The 1,162-nt window shown below is 70.1% G+C and carries 2 protein-coding genes and 1 pseudogene; all 3 read left to right on the top strand.

The window, feature by feature from the left end:
- Window positions 1-275, top strand: a pseudogene (locus tag H926_RS33215) (hypothetical protein); the annotation flags it as partial.
- Window positions 259-888 carry a precorrin-8X methylmutase gene (locus H926_RS0110280; protein WP_022676220.1) on the top strand — a complete coding sequence of 210 codons (630 nt, stop codon included), beginning with the start codon at window positions 259-261 and terminating at the stop codon, window positions 886-888. The pseudogene H926_RS33215 and the gene H926_RS0110280, both read left to right, overlap by 17 nt.
- Window positions 885-1,162, top strand: a 278-nt coding sequence (locus H926_RS34630) for an SAM-dependent methyltransferase (protein ID WP_043609027.1), incomplete at its 3' end; no start/stop codon positions are given. The genes H926_RS0110280 and H926_RS34630, both read left to right, overlap by 4 nt.

The following is a 1,162-nucleotide window of genomic DNA, read 5'->3' as shown; positions in this document are numbered from 1 at the left end:
CCTGCCCGCAGGCCCATGTGCCCACGCGCGATCTTGCCATCGCCCTGGCGCCGCATGTGCGCGGCAGCTTGCACGTATCGGGCTGTGCCAAGGGCTGTGCCTGCACCCGCGCCACCGATCTTGTGCTCACCGGCCGGGCCGATGGCCGGTTCGACCTGGCGCGTGATGCCGCCGCTGGCGCGCCGCCGTGCCAGGCGCCGCTCACCGCCCAGCAAGCGCTCGACCAGTTTGCAAGTTGCCCCAGTGCGGAGCTGCCCAATGCCCCATGTCTATGAAACCGATGGCGCGGCCATCTATCGCCAGTCTTTCGCCACGATCCGGGCAGAGGCCGATCTGGCGCGCTTTTCACCCGCCGAAGAGCCAGTGGCGGTGCGCATGATCCACGCGGCGGGCATGGTGGAACTGGCGCCGCACATTCGCTTTTCCGCCGATTTCGCCACGGCGGCGCGCGCCGCGCTGCGCACGGGAGCGCCGATCCTGTGCGATGCGCGAATGGTTTCGGAAGGCGTCACCCGCACGCGCCTGCCCGCCGCCAATCCGGTGCTGTGCACGCTGCATGATGCGGCAGTGCCGGCCCTGGCCCAGGCCATGGGCAACACCCGCTCTGCCGCCGCGCTGGAACTGTGGCGACCGCATCTTGCCGGCAGCGTGGTGGCGATCGGCAATGCGCCCACCGCGCTGTTCCACCTGCTGACCATGCTGGAAGACCCGGCTTGCCCGCGCCCGGCCGCGATCATCGGTTGCCCGGTTGGCTTTGTCGGCGCTGCCGAATCCAAGGCCGCGCTGTGGGCGTGGCACGGCGTGTCGTGTTGCATCGTCGAAGGGCGCCTGGGCGGCAGCGCGATCACCGTGGCCGCGATCAACGCCTTGGCGAGCGACGCGGAATGAGCGCGCCAGTCCTTGCGCCGGTTGGCACGATCCACGGCGTTGGCCTGGGCCCCGGCGCGCCCGACCTGTTGAGCGTGCGTGCGGATCGGCTGGTGCGCGGCACACGCCACATCGCCTATTTCCGCAAGGCCGGGCGGCCGGGCCAGGCGCGGCGCATCGCGGCAGACTTGCTGCGCGCCGATGCCGTGGAAATTCCCATGGAATACCCGGTCACCACCGAAATCCCGGTCAGCGATCCGCGCTACAACGCATGTCTCGCCGCGTTCTATGCCAC

The sequence above is a fragment of the Novosphingobium sp. B-7 genome (assembly GCF_000410615.1).
In the GTDB taxonomy this organism is placed as follows: domain Bacteria; phylum Pseudomonadota; class Alphaproteobacteria; order Sphingomonadales; family Sphingomonadaceae; genus Novosphingobium; species Novosphingobium capsulatum.
This window is presented reverse-complemented; position numbering and strand designations above follow the sequence as displayed.

Excerpts from the sequence above, each read along its gene's own strand:
- H926_RS0110280 (WP_022676220.1), top strand. The coding sequence starts at position 259 with ATGCCCCATGTCTATGAAACCGATGGCGCGGCCATCTATCGCCAGTCT.